Below are 17,659 nucleotides of genomic sequence, written 5' to 3' on the forward strand. Positions count from 1 at the left end.
AAATAAGGCTTACTGAAAACATGGTAGATAAACGCGAATCTTATACAAAAGAAGACCTTCTTGCCTCTGGTCGCGGTGAACTGTTCGGCGCTAAAGGCCCGCAGTTACCGGCACCTAGCATGCTGATGATGGATCGTGTCGTAAAAATGACCGAAACCGGCGGCAATTTTGACAAAGGTTACGTTGAAGCCGAGCTGGATATCAACCCGGACCTGTGGTTCTTCGGATGCCACTTTATCGGCGATCCGGTAATGCCTGGCTGCCTGGGCCTGGATGCAATGTGGCAGTTAGTCGGCTTCTACCTCGGCTGGCTGGGCGGCGAAGGCAAAGGCCGCGCGCTTGGCGTAGGTGAAGTGAAATTCACCGGTCAGGTTCTGCCGACCGCGAAAAAAGTGACCTACCGCATTCACTTCAAGCGTGTGGTTAACCGTCGTCTGATTATGGGCCTGGCGGATGGTGAAGTGCTGGTTGATGGTCGCCTGATCTACACCGCGACCGACCTGAAAGTAGGTCTGTTCCAGGACACTTCTGCATTCTGATGCGATGTCATACCGCCCTGTGCGGTTGATGAATGATCGCGATGAATCCAAAGGCGAAACCTCCGCAACGCGGAGGTTTCTTTTTAAAGAGACAGTGTCAGGCAATTACTGCCCTGTCCTCCATGGCTTCTCGCCAGCCTCCCAGCCAGTAAGACCTCTGGTTTATAGTCTGGTACGGACACATTTCTTTCGGTCGCCCGGTAATTCCGGCCTGATATCCACGCTGATGTGCTCGCTCCAGGCGATCTCGTTTTTGTCTCTTCATGCCTCGTTTCCCTCATATCTTGGTCTGGTGGAAAAGAAAACAGTGGCTACAAAGTATGCAACCACGTAATACGAATACCGCTAAAAAATGGCCCCGTCAATGCGTAGAATTCATGCCAATGTCATATTTGTGAGCTACTCAGAAGAACATTTGTACAAAAAATGTGAGGCGGCACAGGTAAGCCGCTGACCTCAGGTATAAAAAAACCGCCGCCGGTTGTGCACCGGCGACGGCCCTTAGAACAATTAATTCTACTTATAGTTAACGATTGACAGTACGCGCAATCGACGCCGCTTCCTGGCTCCAGGCCTGGGCTAACGTTTTCACCATCGCATCATAACCGTCCTGCTGCTGCGCCAGTTCGATGTGGAACGGACGCTTGGTCAACTGCCCCTGATGATTGAGCAGCCATTCTCCGCTCACCACCACTTTACCGTCATAGCGGCCATGGAAGCCGCTTACCGACACGTTCAGCGTATCCTGGTCGCTGCCCAGCGGCTGCGATGAAACCACCCAGCCCGGCAGCTGATTGCTCAGGTTGGAGACCAGAGCGGTACGCAGCTGCTGATCCAGCGGGCTCGCCCACAGATTATTGCTGGCAATCACATACTGCACGTCGCTGGTCTGATAGACCACGCCGCTACCGGCGAGGAAGTCAGGAATACTGACCTGCTCAACCCACAGCAGACGTTGGCTGGCGCTGACGCCGTTTTGTACCGTTCCGGTGGCCAGCGGCAGCTGGTAGTACGTTTTGTTCTCCGTGCTGCTGCAGGCCGCCAACAGGCAGGCCGCAGCCAGTACTAACCATTTTTTCATTATTTCGCCCTCTTAGGCTCTGGATCTTTTTTATCCTTCGCTTCGAATACCAGCGCGTTGCTCTTCTCATTAAGCGTCTTCAGCACCGGCTGCAGTTCACGCAGCACCTGATCCAGACGCTGCATATCGGCCACCATCTTGTTATAGGCCGCGGAGCCCGGCTGGAAGCCCTGCATGCTGCGGTTCAGCTCACGCAGCGTTTTCTGCATGTCGCCCGGCAGCTGCTGTGCGGACTGGCTGGCGGTAATCTTGTTCAGATTATCCAGCGTCGCCTGCAGATGGCGCATCGTATTCTGGCTTTCAGACAGCGTGTTGGTCGCCTGTTGCACCATCGGCGCCAGCGGCAGATTGTTGATTTTATCCAGCGTATCCATCAGGCGTAGCTGGATCTGCGCCAGACCGCCGCTGACGGTGGGAATAATACCCATGTCGTTGAACTCTTTCATTTTTGCGATCGCCGGCTCTTTTGGATAGAAATCCAGATCCACATACAGCGCCCCGGTCACCAGGTTACCGGTTTTCAGCGCCGCGCGCAGCCCGCGCTCAATCAGCATCGGCAGATGTCCGCGCACGTCAGGGCTATCGCCAAACTGGGCGGCAAGGCGTTCCGGTTCAATCTGAATCAGCACCGGAATACGATAGTCATCGGTGATCGACTGGCGCAGGCCCGGTACAAAGTAAGGAACCTTCGCCACGGTACCCAGACGAATGCCGCGGAACTCAACCGGCGCGCCCGGCTGCAGGCCGCGAATTGAATCTTTAAAGAACATCAGGTAATCGATGTGCTCGGTATAGAGCGAATCCTGAATGCTTTTTTGATCGTCGTAGAGCTTAAAGGCCGTTTTTTCCGCAATCGGCTGCCCCAGTTCGACGCCTTCCGGGACGTCAAAGCTGACGCCACCGCTGAACAGCGTCGCCAGCGAGCCCATCTCAACGCGCATCCCGGCAGAGGTCAGATCCACCGCCACGCCGCTGTCTTTCCAGAAACGAACGTTGCTGGTCACCAGCCGATCGTTCGGCGCGCTGATAAACAGCTGATAGCTGATGCTGCGGGTTTGTGGATCGAAGGTACTGGTTTCTACCGACCCCACGCGATACCCGCGGAACAGCACCGGATCGCCGGGGCTAAGCTGCCCGGCTTTTTTGCTGTCGAGCAGCACGCGGATGCCTTTGGCATCCGGCGGCGCCAGCGGCGGCGAATCCAGCAGCTCATACTCATCCGGCACCGGACCTTTGCTGCCCGGCTGAAGCTCGACGTAAGCTCCGGAGAGCAGCGTGCCAAGGCCGCTAATGCCTTCACGCCCCACCTGCGGCTTCACGACCCAGAAGACAGAGTCTTTATGCAGCAGTTTTTCCATTCCGGAGTTCAGACGCGCCTTAATTTCAACGTGCGTCAGATCGTCGGTCAGGGTGGTGCTTTCGACCACGCCAACGTCAACGCTACGGCTTTTAATCCGGGTTTTACCGCCCTCAATGCCTTCCGCATTGGTGGTGATCAGCGTCACCTCTGGCCCCTGATGGCTATAGTGATAGAACAGGATCCAGGCGCCAATCAGCGCGGTCACAATCGGGAAGATCCAAACGGGAGACCAGTTTTTCACTTTCTGCACTTTTGCCTCCCCACTCTTGGTTTCCATGTTTTTACGACTCCTCATGGCTTGATTCAGGTTCCCGATCCCACGACAGCCGAGGATCAAACGTCATTGCCGAGAACATGGTCATAATGACAACCAGCGCAAACATCAGCGCACCAATCGCCGGATAAATATTCATTAACCCTCCAATACGCACCAGCGCGGAGAGCACTGCAATGACGAACACATCAATCATCGACCAGCGGCCAACAAACTCCACCACTTCGTAGATTAAGTGCATTCGTTCGCTGTCACGGTTGCGCCGCTTCAGACCGTTGGCGTCCAGGCACAGCCAGGCAATAGCGATCATCTTCAGCGTCGGGACCATAATACTGGCGATGAAAATCACCATCGCCACCGGGTATGAGCCTTCGCTCCACAGCAAAATCACCCCGGCAATAATCGTCGAGGGCATTTTGTCGCCCAGCAGATCGGTAATCATGATCGGCAGAATATTGGCGGGAAGATACAGGATGATCGACGTCACCAGTAGCGCCATGGTCCACTGCAAGCTGTGTTTTCGACGGGCATGACCTTTACTGTGACAGCGCGGACACTCCAGCTGGTCGACCGGCAAAATGGCCGTACAGCAGGCGCAGGAGCGCAGCCCCTGGCGCATACCGGTGATACCCGGCTTCAGCGGCTGGGCCAGCGCAGGCATCGGGGCAATATCGTCCCACAGCCAGCGGCGGTCGACGCACTGGAAGGTACGCAGCTGCAGCAAACAGAACAGACACCACGGCAGGAAGCTGCTGCCTACGCCAATATCGCCGTAGGCCATCAGCTTCACGAAGCTCACCAGAACCCCGGCGAGAAAGATTTCCGCCATCCCCCACGTTTTCAGCGTAAACAGAATTCGCGCCAGAAACGCTTTCAGGCGATGCGGCATCGGTACGCGGTTCACCAGTAGCAGGATGGTAATCAGGCAGAACGCCGGCACCAGCTGCACAAACAGCAGAAAGAATGTCCCCAGGCTGGCGTAGTCTTCCGAGAACATGACGCCCGGGATTTCCAGCAGTTCGATCTGGCTGGTCACTCCCGCCACGTTCATGCTAATGAACGGAAACAGGTTGGCCAGCAGCAGCATAAATAGCGCCACCAGCACGTAGGCGGTGGGACGGCGTCTCGGCTCGTCCCACACGGTGGTCAGCGTTGTCCCGCAGCGCGGGCACGTGGCCTTATGTCGGTGCTCAAGGTGCGGCAACGCCACCAGCATGTCGCACTGTGAGCACAGAATATGCTGCGCAGCATGATGTTGATCGCACATGAAAAGTCCTCAATCAGGCGCCGTTTTTTAACGCTTCCAGATATTCCCAACGTTCAAACGCTTCTTCCAGCGCCTGTTCTGCCTGCGACAGATCGGCCAACACCTTTTGGGTGTGGTCATGCGGCTGGCTGAAGAAATTCGCATCAGCCACCTGCGCCTGCAACGCTTCTAATTCCGCTTCCAGCGTTTCCAGTTTCTGCGGCAGTTGCTCCAGCTCGCGCTGCAGGTTATAGCTTAGTTTGTTACTGGCGCGTTTGACAGTTTCTGCTTTTGGCTGAACCACTTCCGGCGCCTTCTTCGCCGCCGTCTGTTTTTGCGCCTGCGACTGAGACTGCTGGCCGCGCGCGTCGTGATAGCCGCCGACATACCGGCCAATGCGCCCTTCGCCTTCGAAGATCCAGCATTCGGTCACGGTCTTGTCGACAAACTGACGGTCGTGGCTCACCAGCAGCACGGTGCCCTGGTAGCCATCGATCAGCTCTTCGAGCAGCTCGAGCGTTTCCACGTCGAGGTCGTTGGTCGGTTCATCGAGAATCAGCAGGTTGCTGGGCTTGAGGAACAGACGCGCCAGCAGCAGACGGTTACGTTCACCGCCGGAGAGCGCGCGCACCGGCGTCATCGCCCGCTTCGGATGGAACAGGAAGTCCTGCAGGTAGCCCAGCACGTGGCGCGGCTTACCGTTGACCATCACCTCCTGCTTGCCTTCCGCCAGGTTGTCCATCACCGTCCGGTCCGGATCCAACTCGGCGCGGTGCTGGTCGAAGTAGGCCACTTCCAGCTTGGTGCCGACGTGAATGCGGCCGCTATCGGCCTGTAATTGGCCGAGCATCAGCTTCAGCAGCGTGGTTTTACCGCAGCCGTTGGCCCCGATCAGCGCAATTTTGTCGCCGCGCTGTACCTGCGCGGAGAAATCTTTCACCAGCACCTTGCCGTCGACCTGGTAGTTAACGTCTTCCATCTCGAAGACAATTTTGCCAGAGCGGGATGCCTCTTCCACCTGCATCTTCGCGCTGCCCATGACTTCACGGCGGGCGCTGCGCTCGTTACGCATTGCTTTCAGCGCGCGAACGCGGCCTTCGTTACGGGTACGACGGGCCTTAATGCCCTGGCGGATCCACACCTCTTCCTGCGCCAGCTTGCGATCGAATTCGGCGTTTTGCAGCTCTTCAACGCGCAGCGCTTCTTCTTTCTCGATCAGATACTGATCGTAATTGCCCGGATAGGTCACCAGCTTGCCGCGATCGAGATCGACAATCCGGGTCGCCATATTGCGAATAAACGAACGGTCGTGCGAAATGAAGATGATCGTGCCTTTAAAGGTTTTGAGGAAACCTTCCAGCCAGTCGATGGTTTCGATATCGAGGTGGTTGGTCGGTTCATCAAGCAGCAGCACGCGCGGGGCGCTCACCAGCGCACGGCCCAGCGCCGCTTTACGCAGCCAGCCGCCGGACAGCGACGCCAGCTCCATATCCGGCTCCAGGCCAAGCTGCGCCAGCACTTCGTTAATGCGGTTTTCCAGCTGCCACAGGCCGTGGTGATCCAGCTGTTCCTGGACCTTCGCCAGCTCCTGCAGATTTTTATCGCTCGGGTCGGTGATGACCAGATGCGAGATATCGTGATAGCGCTTGAGATACTCCGCCTGCTCTTCAATACCTTCGGCAACAAAGTCATACACGCTGCCCTGCACGTTACGCGGTGGATCCTGCTGCAAGCGCGCCACCACCAGGTCCTGCTCGTAGACAATACGCCCATCGTCAAGACCCTGCTCGCGGTTGAGGATCTTCATCAGCGTCGATTTGCCCGCGCCGTTACGGCCCACCAGACAGACGCGCTCATTATCCTCAATGTGCAGCTCGGCGTTATCGAGAAGCGGCGCGTCGCTGAACGACAGCCAGGCGCCATGCATACTAATTAATGACATTCTTTATTCCTTTCAGGCTGCGGTAATCAGCCAGCAGTTGTGGATCTGACGGTTACGGGCAAAATCCTGCGACTGTGTTTTCTGGGTAATGTCTTGTGCTTTCAGTCCCAGTTCTGCCATGCCGTCGTGGTCCATACGGAAACCGCGTTTGTTGTTGGAGAACATAATGGTGCCGCCTTTACGCAGCAGACGCTTCAGATCCTTCATCAAACGCAGGTGATCGCGCTGGACGTCAAACGCATCTTCCATGCGCTTGGAGTTGGAGAAGGTCGGCGGATCGATAAAGATCACATCAAACTGTTCGTCGGTATCGCGTAGCCACGCCAGCACGTCCGCCTGCATCAGACGGTGCGCACGGCCGGTCAGGCCGTTCAGGCGCAGGTTACGTTCAGCCCACTCCAGGTAGGTGCGCGACATATCCACGGTGGTGGTCGAGCGCGCGCCGCCCAGACCGGCGTGCACGCTGGCGCTGCCGGTGTAGGAGAACAGGTTGAGGAAGTCTTTGCCTTTGCTCATCTCGCCGAGCATGCGGCGGGCGATACGGTGGTCAAGGAACAGGCCGGTGTCCAGATAGTCGGTAAGGTTGACCCACAGACGGGCGTTATATTCGCTCACCTGCATGAAGTCGCCCTTCTCGTTCATCTTCTGATACTGGTTTTTGCCTTTCTGGCGCTCGCGGGTTTTCAGCACCAGTTTGTTTGGCGCAATGCCCAGCACCGCGATGGTGGCGGCGATGATATCGAACAGACGCTGACGCGCTTTGTTGGCGTCGACGGTTTTCGGCGGCGCATACTCCTGCACCACCACCCAATCGGCGTAGCGGTCCACGGCGACGTTATATTCCGGCAGATCGGCATCGTACAGGCGATAGCACTCAATGCCTTCCTGTTTCGCCCACTTCTCGAATTTCTTCAGATTTTTGCGCAGACGGTTGGCATAGTCTTCCGCCAGCGACGCTGGTTTTTCGCCGGTGCTTTCCGTCAGGTGATAGTTTTTCTGCACGCAGTCCAGCGGGCCGTTTTTCGCCTTAAACTGGCGTTCGGCACGCAATTGCAGGCAGCTCAGCAATTCCGGCGAGGCGCTGAACAGCGACAGGTTCCAGCCGCCAAACTGGTTTTTCATATTACGACCCAGCAGGCTGTGCATCGCAATCAGCGCCGGTTCGCTTTCCAGACGCTCGCCGTACGGCGGGTTGCTGATCACGGTGCCGTACGGCCCTTTTGGCAGCGGGTTAGTCAGCTGGGCGACGTCCTTCACTTCAAAGGTGATCAGCTCGCCAATCCCGGCGCGACGGGCGTTGCTGCGCGCCAGCTCCACCACGCGGCTGTCAACATCGGAGCCATAGAAGCGAGATTCATAGGCCGCCAGCCCGGCGCGCGCGCGCGTCTGCGCGTCGGCTTTAACGTCTTTCCAGACGGCATCGTCGTGCTGCGCCCAGCCGCTAAAGCCCCAGTGGCCGCGATGCAGCCCCGGCGCGCGATCGGTCGCCCACATCGCCGCTTCAATCAGCAGCGTACCGGAACCGCACATCGGATCGAGCAACGGCGTACCCGGCACCCAGCCAGAGCGCATCACGATCGCCGCCGCGAGGTTCTCTTTGATCGGCGCCATACCGGTGCGATCGCGGTAGCCGCGCAGGTGCAGGCCTTCGCCGCTCAGGTCGAGGGAAATATAGGCGGTCTCTTTATTCAGACGCACGTTAATGCGCAGATCCGGATTGTCGCGATCGACATTCGGACGCGGCAGGTTTTTACGCGTAAAAGCGTCGACAATCGCATCTTTTACCTTCAACGCACCGTACTGGCTGTTACGAATGCTATCGTTCAGGCCGCCAAAGCTCACCGCAAAGGTGGCGTCAGGGGTGAAGATAGACGTCCAGTCGATCGCCTGAACGCCCAGATAAAGATCGAGATCGCTCCAGACGCTACATTCTCCCAGCGGCATCATAATGCGCGACGCCAGGCGGCTCCACATCAGGCTTTTGTACAGAAGCTGCGTGTCGCCCTGGAAATGGACGCCGCCCTGGGCAATCTGGCACTCTTGGGCGCCCAGGCCTTCCAGTTCAGTTTTTAACAGCTCTTCCAGCCCACGGGCCGTACTGGCAAACAGAGAATTCATATCGTCACTTTTACTCGCAGAAAATTGTTGCGCATTATAGCCAATCTGCGCCCCATGTCATAAAGTTAAAGGCTTATTTTCGACTCAGGGACAGCGTTGTGGCTACATTATCGAGGCTTTTTATACATCCGGTGAAATCGATGCGGGGGATTGGCCTCACGCACGCCTTTGCTGATATTAGCGGGTTGGCGTTTGACCGCATTTTTATGATCACCGAACCCGATGGCACCTTTATTACCGCCCGACAGTTTCCGGCGATGGTGCGTTTTACGCCAGCCGTCCTGCACGATGGTTTACATCTCACCGCACCCGACGGCAGCAGCGCGCTGGTGCGTTTTGCCGATTTCAGCGGCCAGCCCTCGCCGACCGAAGTCTGGGGCAACCATTTTACCTCGCGTATCGCGCCAGATGCCATTAATCAGTGGCTGTCGCCGTTCTTTAAACGCGATATTCAGCTGCGCTGGCTCGGCGCAGACCTTACCCGCCGCGTTAAGCGTCACGATGCCGTGCCGCTCTCCTTTGCCGACGGCTTCCCGTTCCTGCTGGTTAACGAAGCCTCGCTGCGCGATCTGCAGCAGCGCTGCAAAGCCAGCGTGCGGGTAGAACAGTTCCGCCCCAATCTGGTGGTCACCGGCGTTGAAGCCTGGGCTGAAGACAGCTGGAAAACGATTCGCATCGGCGACGTCGTCTTCGACGTGGTAAAACCGTGCAGCCGCTGTGTTTTTACCACCATCAGCCCGGAGAAAGGGCAAAAGCACCCTGCCGGCGAGCCGCTGAGCACTTTACAGTCATTCCGTACCGACCCGGCCAGCGGCGACGTCGATTTTGGCCAGAACCTGATTGCCCGCAACAGCGGCGTGGTGCGCGTGGGCGATGAGGTGGAAATCCTCGCGACCGGGCCGGCAAAGGCGTATACCGCCGGGCAAATCGACGACACCGTTGCACCGCAGGCGCAGCAAAACGCGCTGGTTGATATCGAGTGGGAGGGGAAAACCTTCAGCGGGAATAATCAGCAAGTCTTACTGGAACAGCTTGAGCAGCAGGGAATTCGTATCCCCTACTCCTGCCGCGCCGGCCTGTGCGGCAGCTGCCGCGTGACGCTGGTTGACGGAGAAGTGAGTCCGTTGAAGAAAAGCGCTATCGACGCCGATGGCACCATTCTGAGCTGTAGCTGCGTGCCGAAAACGGCGCTGAAGCTGAGCCGTTAATTAAACCGCCTGTTCCAGGCTGTAACCGTCCAGCCCCGGCTGCGGTTGCAGCCTGTCGTTCATGATTTTGATCGGATCGCCAAGCTGCATCGTGCGCCCGGCCAGTACCAGACCCGGCTGAGCCAGCAGACACAGCGCGGCATTTTCACCCGGTTCAACCACCAGCAGATTCACCTGGCTGTCGTCATCGCTCAGCCAGACGCTGGCCGCATCGCCGGTCATCGGCGTCCAGCCGTTATTATGGGCGCGGAAGTGCCAGCTTTTCGGCATTTGCGGTTTCAGGAAGCGAATCGCCACCAGGGCGTTAAGGATCAGCTCGGCACGATGTTCTTTAGACAGCAGCAGATCGCGACATTTTTCTTCAAAAGAGAAATAGAGCGCGGCGTCATCGACGCAAAAACCGGTGGGCGCAAAAGCATCGGGCGTTAACATGCGGCGGGCAAAACGCGAGCGAAACAACATGCCGTTGGCTAAATCGAGCATCATACGATCGTGCTCTTCATCATAATACCAGCGCCAGTTATCATCAGGTTTAATTCGCATTTTTCTCCCCCATCATTTTTGCATCCTATGCGGCGTCTTTTCTTCCATTGCGTTATTGTCGCCCTAAATAATAAAAGACCAATATGTCTAAATAAGCAACAATAGGGAAATATAAAGCAACCAGGGCCGGAAATAAAGCCCTGGATCACATTACTGGGAAAAAGACTAGATGTGAGTAACGATTTCTTTAATCAGCGGTGGGCCTTTAAAAATAAAGCCGGAATAAATCTGCACCAGCGACGCACCGGCTGCCATCTTCTCGCGGGCCGCCACCACCGAGTCGATACCGCCGACGCCAATAATAGGCAACTGACCTTTTAATTCCGCGGACAGCATACGAATAATTTCGGTGCTTTTTAATTGTAATGGACGACCGCTTAAACCACCGGTTTCATCACAATGTTTCATCCCCTGAACCAGAGAACGATCCAATGTCGTATTGGTGGCAATTACCCCATCAATATTATGGCGAACTAAACTGTCGGCAACCTGGATCAACTCTTCATGAGAAAGATCCGGCGCGATCTTCACCGCCACAGGAACATATTTATGATGTTTTTCCTGGAGCTCAGATTGTTTATTTTTAATACCGGAAAGCAGATCGTCGAGCGCGTCGCCATATTGTAGCGTACGCAGCCCCGGGGTATTTGGCGATGAAATATTAATCGCAATATAACCGGCATAGGCGTAGATTTTTTCCATACAAATCAGATAGTCATCTTTACCATGCTCGACAGGGGTATCTTTATTCTTGCCGATATTAATCCCCAGAATACCGTCGAAATGCGCTTTTTTAACGTTCTCGACCAGGTTATCAACGCCGTGGTTATTGAAGCCCATGCGGTTGATCAGCCCTTCGGCATCCACCAGGCGGAACAGACGCGGTTTGTCGTTACCCGGCTGCGGCCGCGGCGTCACGGTACCGATCTCGATCGAACCAAATCCCATGGCCCCTAAGGCATCAATACATTCACCATCTTTATCCAGACCCGCCGCCAGACCGAGAGGGTTTTTAAACGTCAGCCCCATGCAGGTCACCGGCTTTTCCGGCACTTTCTGGCGCACAAGCGCTTCCAGCGGCGTACCGGTGACTCGGCGTAATTGTTGAAACGTTAATTCATGAGCGCGCTCTGGATCGAGCTGAAAAAGTGCTTTACGAACGAAGGGATAGTACATGAACTCTCCTGGATTCCCGGTGTGCAAACCGGGGGCGTATTATGTGCGATCTCGCACAGAAAGGGAATTGACCTGCGGCAAAAAAAACGCAATCGTTTCCCTCGCCTTCCTTTATTTCTTCCTTCGTCATATGCGTTTTCTGGTAATCCTACGCCAGAAAAAGTATTTCGCGCGCCTGAGCACCTTTGAGACACTGACGTAAATATTATCAACTTTAAATTAATGTATATTTTTAGTTATAAGGAGAGATTATGCGCGTCATTACTTTAGCCGGTAGCCCACGTTTCCCGTCTCGTTCCAGCGCCCTGCTGGAGTATGCGCGCGAGAAGCTCTCGGCGGCCGACGTGGAAGTCTTCCACTGGCATCTGCAAAATTTTGCCCCGGAGGATCTGTTCTACGCCCGCTTTGATAGCCCTGCGCTGCAAACGCTGACCGAGCAGTTGAAACATGCCGATGGGCTGATCATTGCCACGCCGGTCTATAAAGCCTCGTTTGCCGGTGCGTTAAAAGCCCTGCTGGACCTGCTCCCCGAACGCGCGCTGGAAGGAAAAGTGGTGCTGCCGCTCGCCACCGGCGGAACCGTGGCGCATATGCTGGCGGTAGATTACGCCCTTAAACCGGTGCTCAATGCGCTCAAGGCCCAGGAAATTTTACACGGTGTGTTTGCCGACGATAGCCAGGTGACCGACTATCAGCACAAGCCGCAGTTCAGCCCGAACCTGCACACGCGGCTGGACAGCGCGCTGGAGACGTTCTGGCAGGCGCTGCATCGGCGGGACATTCAGGTGCCCGCTTTCAGCGCGGTGCGACAAACCGCGCATGTTTGATAAAAAAAACGCCGCAGGTTAAAGCCCGCGGCGTTTTTGTTTGTATAAACGTCACCTGGTCGCGCAAAAGCGATGGCGGAAAAGCCCCGGAGTCGGCGTTCCGCCTCGTCCGGGCTACCGGTTACGCTAAGGCTTTGGCAATCTTCTCGTAGAGATCGCCGGACAGATTTTCCAGCCCTTTCAGCTGCTCCAGCGCCGAGCGCATCAGCGCCTGACGTTTAGCATCATAGCGTTTCAGGCGGATCAGCGGCTCAATCAGGCGCGATGCCACCTGCGGATTTTTGCTGTTCAGCTCGGTCAGCATTTCGACCAGGAACTGGTAGCCGCTGCCGTCTTCCGCATGGAACGCCGCCGGGTTGCTGCCGGCGAACGCGCCAATCAGCGAGCGAATGCGGTTCGGGTTATTCATGCTGAATGAGCGATGGTTCAGCAGCTTACGCACCGTCGCCAGCACGTCATCCGCCGGGCTGGTCGCTTGCAGAATCAGCCACTTATCCATCACCAGGCCATCATGATGCCACTTGTCATCGTACTCCTGCATCAGCGTATCGCGGCACGGCAGTTCCGCAGCGACCGCCGCAGACAGCGCCGCCAGGGCGTCGGTCATGTTATCGGCGCTGTGATACTGCTCGCTCACCAGTCTGTTGCCCAGTTCGCGATCGCCAAACGCCAGATAGCGCAGGCAGGTGTTGCGCAGCGCGCGTTTGCCGATGTCCGCATGCTCTACGCGATAGCTGTCGAGCTTGTTGGCGTTATAAAGCGCCAGGCACTCGTCGGCCAGCTCGGTGGCCAGCGTGCGGGTAAGCGCTTCGCGCACCGCCGCAATGGCAATCGGGTCGATAATTTCAAACAGTTCGGCGATCTCGCTGGCTGACGGCAGGGTCAGAATTTCAGCGGCCAGCGCCGGGTCGATCTTCTCATCGAGCAGAATGGCGCGGAACGCGTCGGCCACGTGAATTGGCAGCGACAGCGGCTGCCCCTGCTGATGGCGGGCAACGTTCAGCTTGATGTAGGTCGCCAGCAGACTTTGCGCGGCATCCCAGCGGGAGAAATCGTTACGGGCGTGACGCATCAGGAACGTCAGCTGCTGATCGCTCCATTTATATTCCAGCTTCACCGGCGCGGAGAATTCACGCAGCAGCGACGGCACTGGCTGGAAGTAAACGTTATCAAACACAAACGTCTGCTCGGCCTGGGTGACGTTCAGCACGTGGTGCACCGGATGCCCGTCTTTCTGCAGCGGGATCACCTTACCGTCGTTATCGTACAGTTCGATATCGAACGGGATATGCAGCGGATATTTTTCCTCCTGCTCGGCAGTGGCGGGCGTACGCTGGCGGATGGTTAGGGTGTACTGCTCGGTTTCCGGGTTGTAGTCGTCGTGCACGCTGACAATCGGCGTACCGGCCTGGCTGTACCAGCGGCGGAAATGGGAGAGATCGATGTTAGAGGCATCTTCCATCGCCTGCACGAAATCGTCGCAGGTCGCGGCGCTGCCGTCGTGACGCTCAAAGTACAGCTGCATCCCCTTCTGGAAGTTCGCTTCGCCCAGCAGCGTATGCAGCATGCGGATCACTTCCGCCCCTTTCTCATACACCGTCAGGGTATAGAAGTTATTCATTTCGATAACTTTATCCGGACGGATCGGGTGCGCCATCGGGCTGGCGACTTCGGCAAACTGCAGGCCGCGCATGGTGCGGACGTTGCTGATGCGGTTCACGGCGCGGGAACCGAGGTCAGAGCTGAACTCCTGATCGCGGAACACGGTCAGCCCCTCTTTCAGGCTCAGCTGGAACCAGTCGCGACAGGTTACGCGGTTGCCGGTCCAGTTATGGAAATACTCGTGACCAATCACGCGTTCAATATCGAGGTAGTCTTTGTCGGTCGCGGTATCGGTACGCGCCAGCACGTATTTGGAGTTGAAGACGTTCAGGCCTTTATTCTCCATCGCGCCCATATTAAAGAAGTCGACGGCGACGATCATATAGATGTCGAGGTCATACTCGAGGCCGAAGCGCTCTTCGTCCCACTTCATGGAGTTCTTCAGCGAGGTCATCGCCCACGGCGCGCGGTCGAGGTTGCCGCGGTCAACGAACAGCTCCAGCGCCACTTCACGCCCGGAACGGGTTTTGAAGGTATCGCGCAGCACGTCGAAATCGCCCGCCACCAGCGCAAACAGGTAGCACGGTTTCGGGAACGGATCCTGCCACTGCACCCAGTGACGGCCGTTGTCCAGCTCGCCTTCGGCAATACGGTTGCCGTTGGAAAGCAGGTACGGGTATTTGCTCTTTTCGGCGGTGATTTTAGTGGTAAAACGCGCCAGCACGTCCGGGCGGTCAAGATACCAGGTGATGTGGCGGAAGCCTTCGGCCTCGCACTGGGTACACAGCGCTTCGCCAGACTGATACAGCCCTTCCAGCGCGGTATTGGCCGCCGGACTGATTTCATTAACAATCTTCAGCGTAAAACGTTCAGGCAGGCCGGAGATGACCAGCTGGTTCTCTTCTTCTTTATAGTCGGCCCACGGCTCGCCGTTAACATGAAGGGAGACCAGCGTAAGGTCTTCTCCGTTCAGGCGAAGCGGCACATCAGACGCTGCGTGACGGGAAACCTGGCTTTCCGCGGTCACAACGGTTTTTGCGGCATCCAGGTCAAAGGCCAGGTCGATATCACTAATCAGGTAGTCCGGCGCACGGTAGTCGTGGCGGTACTTGGCTTGGGGCTGTTGTGTCATAAAAAACCTTTAGCATCTTTTGTAAATGTCACCTCCAGTCTATTCCTGTTGTGTTAAACGCGCTATGCAGAATCTTCATCTTTTCCAGTCAAATAGGGAAAATAGATACATTTACGCAACATGCCGCACAAAACGGCGAAGAGGCGCTTCGTGCCATATGGTGTGATCGGGGTTCAATAAATCGATAAACAAGGTATACTCCAGCCATTCTCCCCTGTTGTTTATTGTACTAAACGCTCCTGTGAGAGGATGCTACTGCGCACCATGACACAATTCGCTTCTCCTGTACTGCACTCGCTGCTGGATACAGACGCCTACAAACTGCATATGCAGCAGGCCGTTTTCCACCACTACTACGACGTTAACGTCGCGGCAGAATTCCGCTGCCGTGGTGACGATCTGCTGGGCATTTATGCTGACGCCATTCGCGAACAAGTCGACGCCATGCGCTCACTCACGCTGCGTGAGGATGAATACCGCTGGCTGTCCGGGCTGCCTTTCTTTAAGCAGGACTACCTGAACTGGCTGCGTGAATTCCGCTACGATCCGCAACAGGTCACCGTAACGAACGAAAACGGTAAGCTGAATATCCGCCTCGAAGGCCCGTGGCGTGAAGTGATCATGTGGGAAGTGCCGCTGCTGGCGGTGATCAGCGAGCTGGTTCATCGCTATCGTTCGCCGGAGAACGGCGTAGCGCAGGCGCTGGACATGCTGGAGCATAAGCTGACCGACTTTAATCAAATGACGGCCGACCTGGATATGTCCGCTTTCAAACTGATGGACTTCGGCACCCGCCGCCGTTTCTCGCGCGACGTTCAGGAAGCCATCGTCAGCCGCCTCCAGCAGGAGCCGTGGTTTGTTGGCACCAGCAACTACGATCTGGCGCGCCGCTTAACCTTGACGCCCATGGGCACTCAGGCACACGAATGGTTCCAGGCGCATCAGCAAATTAGTCCGGATCTGGCCACTAGCCAGCGCGCGGCGCTGGCCGCCTGGCTGGAAGAGTATCCCGACCGGCTCGGCATCGCGCTGACCGACTGCATCACCATGGACGCCTTCCTGCGCGACTTCGGCCCGGAATTCGCCACCCGTTATCAGGGCCTGCGCCATGATTCCGGCGACCCGTTTGAATGGGGCGAGAAGGCCATTAAGCACTATCAAAAGCTCGGTATCGACCCGCGCGAGAAAGTGCTGGTGTTCTCCGACAATCTCGATCTGCCGAAAGCCATTGAGCTTTACCGCCACTTCTCGCCGCGCATCAACCTGAGCTTTGGCATTGGCACCCGTTTAACCTGCGATATCCCGCAGGTTAAACCGCTAAACATTGTGATCAAGCTGGTTGAGTGTAACGGTAAACCGGTGGCGAAACTCTCCGACAGCCCGGGGAAAACCATTTGCCACGACAAAGCATTTGTTCGCGCATTACGTAAAGCATTTGATCTGCCGCAGATCAAAAAGGCCAGTTAATCACCAAAGGGAGCCCCAACGGCTCCCTTCTTCTTTATTTATTTCTTAAAACACCCCTTCCTTATGCGAATTCTACTTGTCTGATAGAAGATGACAGGTAACATAGATATCCCCCCGCCGTTCCGGGGAAAAACGATTTTTTTTATTGGACTACGAATAGAGAGACTATTATGAGCGTTGTGCCTGTAGCCGACGTACTCCAGGGCCGCGTAGCCGTTGACAGCGAAGTCACCGTGCGCGGCTGGGTACGTACCCGCCGAGATTCAAAAGCTGGCTTTTCCTTCCTCGCCGTCTATGACGGTTCCTGCTTTGATCCTGTACAGGCCGTTATTAATAATTCTCTGCCCAATTACAATCAGGAAGTGCTGCGCCTGACCACCGGCTGCTCGGTTATCATTACCGGCAAAATCGTTGCCTCCCAGGGCCAGGGTCAAAGTTTTGAAATCCAGGCCAGCCATGTTGAAGTGACCGGTTGGGTAGAGGATCCGGATACCTATCCGATGGCCGCCAAGCGTCACAGCATTGAGTACCTGCGAGAAGTTGCGCACCTGCGCCCGCGTACCAACCTGATTGGCGCCGTTGCCCGTGTTCGTCATACCCTGGCGCAAGCATTGCATCGTTTCTTTGACGAGCAAGGTTTCTTCTGGGTATCGACCCCGCTGATTACCGCCTCCGATACCGAAGGCGCTGGCGAAATGTTCCGCGTCTCCACGCTGGATCTGGAAAACCTGCCGCGCAACGATCAGGGCAAAGTGGATTTCGATAAAGACTTCTTCGGCAAAGAGTCGTTCCTGACCGTATCCGGCCAGCTGAACGGCGAAACGTATGCCTGCGCGCTGTCCAAAATCTACACCTTCGGCCCGACTTTCCGCGCCGAAAACTCCAACACCAGCCGCCACCTTGCGGAATTCTGGATGCTGGAGCCGGAAGTGGCCTTCGCTAACCTGAACGACATTGCCGGCCTGGCGGAAGCCATGCTGAAGTATGTCTTCAAAGCGGTGCTGGAAGAGCGTGCCGACGACATGAAATTCTTCGCCGAACGCGTTGATAAAGACGCTATCGATCGTCTGCAGCGTTTCGTTTCCGCGGATTTTGCCCAGGTCGATTACACCGATGCCGTCACCATTCTGGAAAACTGCGGCAA

14 protein-coding genes are annotated in these 17,659 nt (G+C 56.4%); 5 read left to right on the plus strand and 9 right to left on the minus strand.

Going from position 1 to position 17,659, the window contains the following annotated elements; genetic code table 11:
* The first annotated feature begins 20 nt into the window (after window positions 1-20).
* On the plus strand, window positions 21-539 hold the full coding sequence (gene fabA / locus ACK5JN_RS08220) for a bifunctional 3-hydroxydecanoyl-ACP dehydratase/trans-2-decenoyl-ACP isomerase (protein WP_416869702.1): 519 nt from the start codon (window positions 21-23) through the stop codon (window positions 537-539).
* A 97-nt stretch (window positions 540-636) separates the two neighbouring features.
* On the opposite strand, the gene rmf is transcribed toward fabA, so the two are convergent.
* The 6 genes from rmf to rlmKL all read right to left on the minus strand — a co-directional run bounded on the left by rmf (window position 637) and on the right by rlmKL (window position 8,560).
* Window positions 637-804, minus strand: coding sequence for a ribosome modulation factor (gene rmf / locus ACK5JN_RS08225; protein ID WP_163448557.1), 168 nt, complete (start codon window positions 802-804; stop codon window positions 637-639).
* 261 nt (window positions 805-1,065) lie between these two features.
* Complete coding sequence (gene pqiC / locus ACK5JN_RS08230; protein ID WP_416869703.1) at window positions 1,066-1,620, minus strand: membrane integrity-associated transporter subunit PqiC; 555 nt, start codon at window positions 1,618-1,620, stop codon at window positions 1,066-1,068.
* Window positions 1,620-3,257, minus strand: a complete 1,638-nt coding sequence (pqiB, locus tag ACK5JN_RS08235; protein WP_416869704.1) for an intermembrane transport protein PqiB — start codon at window positions 3,255-3,257, stop codon at window positions 1,620-1,622. Before pqiB ends, pqiC begins: the two co-directional genes overlap by 1 nt.
* Before the next feature lie 4 nt (window positions 3,258-3,261).
* Window positions 3,262-4,521: a membrane integrity-associated transporter subunit PqiA gene (gene pqiA, locus ACK5JN_RS08240; RefSeq protein WP_416869705.1), complete on the minus strand. Its 1,260-nt coding sequence runs from the start codon at window positions 4,519-4,521 to the stop codon at window positions 3,262-3,264.
* A 13-nt stretch (window positions 4,522-4,534) separates the two neighbouring features.
* On the minus strand, window positions 4,535-6,442 hold the full coding sequence (locus ACK5JN_RS08245; protein ID WP_416869706.1) for an ABC transporter ATP-binding protein: 1,908 nt from the start codon (window positions 6,440-6,442) through the stop codon (window positions 4,535-4,537).
* A gap of 12 nt (window positions 6,443-6,454) precedes the next feature.
* On the minus strand, window positions 6,455-8,560 hold the full coding sequence (gene rlmKL / locus ACK5JN_RS08250) for a bifunctional 23S rRNA (guanine(2069)-N(7))-methyltransferase RlmK/23S rRNA (guanine(2445)-N(2))-methyltransferase RlmL (RefSeq protein WP_416869707.1): 2,106 nt from the start codon (window positions 8,558-8,560) through the stop codon (window positions 6,455-6,457).
* A gap of 98 nt (window positions 8,561-8,658) precedes the next feature.
* Here rlmKL and ACK5JN_RS08255 point away from each other — a divergent pair, with 98 nt between their 5' ends.
* Entirely contained in the window at window positions 8,659-9,768 is a 1,110-nt protein-coding gene (locus tag ACK5JN_RS08255; RefSeq protein WP_416869708.1) for a YcbX family protein, read from the plus strand.
* Here the strand turns inward: ACK5JN_RS08255 and zapC are convergent, their stop codons facing one another.
* Entirely contained in the window at window positions 9,769-10,311 is a 543-nt protein-coding gene (gene zapC, locus ACK5JN_RS08260; RefSeq protein ID WP_416869709.1) for a cell division protein ZapC, read from the minus strand.
* Window positions 10,312-10,476: 165 nt separating this feature from the next.
* Complete coding sequence (pyrD, locus tag ACK5JN_RS08265) at window positions 10,477-11,487, minus strand: quinone-dependent dihydroorotate dehydrogenase (protein ID WP_416869710.1); 1,011 nt, start codon at window positions 11,485-11,487, stop codon at window positions 10,477-10,479.
* Between the two features lie 251 nt (window positions 11,488-11,738).
* Between pyrD and ssuE the strand changes: the two genes are divergently transcribed.
* Complete coding sequence (gene ssuE, locus ACK5JN_RS08270; RefSeq protein WP_416869711.1) at window positions 11,739-12,314, plus strand: NADPH-dependent FMN reductase; 576 nt, start codon at window positions 11,739-11,741, stop codon at window positions 12,312-12,314.
* A gap of 121 nt (window positions 12,315-12,435) precedes the next feature.
* Here ssuE and pepN read toward each other — a convergent pair whose 3' ends face one another.
* On the minus strand, window positions 12,436-15,048 hold the full coding sequence (gene pepN, locus ACK5JN_RS08275) for an aminopeptidase N (protein WP_416869712.1): 2,613 nt from the start codon (window positions 15,046-15,048) through the stop codon (window positions 12,436-12,438).
* A gap of 264 nt (window positions 15,049-15,312) precedes the next feature.
* On the opposite strand from pepN, the gene pncB reads away from it, so the two are divergent.
* The gene (gene pncB, locus ACK5JN_RS08280; RefSeq protein ID WP_416869713.1) at window positions 15,313-16,515 is read left to right on the plus strand and encodes a nicotinate phosphoribosyltransferase; all 1,203 of its coding nucleotides are present in this window, start codon (window positions 15,313-15,315) and stop codon (window positions 16,513-16,515) included.
* Between the two features lie 170 nt (window positions 16,516-16,685).
* Window positions 16,686-17,659 (plus strand): asparagine--tRNA ligase (gene asnS / locus ACK5JN_RS08285; protein ID WP_416869714.1); only part of this gene is annotated, 974 nt, incomplete at its 3' end.

Origin of the sequence: Kluyvera sp. (assembly GCF_047971185.1) — a bacterium.
Taxonomy (GTDB): domain Bacteria; phylum Pseudomonadota; class Gammaproteobacteria; order Enterobacterales; family Enterobacteriaceae; genus Kluyvera.